General features: G+C 44.8%; 1 protein-coding gene. It reads right to left on the reverse strand.

Going from position 1 to position 259, the window contains the following annotated elements:
- Positions 1-54: 54 nt before the first annotated feature.
- Positions 55-259: hypothetical protein (locus tag SB749_RS19950; protein ID WP_410711836.1), on the reverse strand; the 205-nt coding region annotated here is incomplete at its 5' end.

Consider the following 259-nt stretch of genomic DNA (forward strand, 5'->3'; position numbering starts at 1 on the left):
AGTAGTGATACGGATGACAATACTGTCCAGAGTGGCGTATGAGTAAGCCTGCATTTACAGAAGGTGCTGAACATACACGCGATTACTCAAATCAATACGCACATCATTGTCAGGGTCGTGCTCGACTTCATAACGTTTTACTAAGTCAGGGCTCGCTTTGAGTTTAGTATGATGTTGAAAAGCACGATTAACACTAATCTCTAGCAAGCTCGCGCGCATCGGCTTCGGCAAGCATCGATAGACCTGACCCTTGTTAATT

It is taken from the genome of Brevibacterium sp. SIMBA_078, from assembly GCF_046534565.1.
Lineage (GTDB): Bacteria > Actinomycetota > Actinomycetes > Actinomycetales > Brevibacteriaceae > Brevibacterium.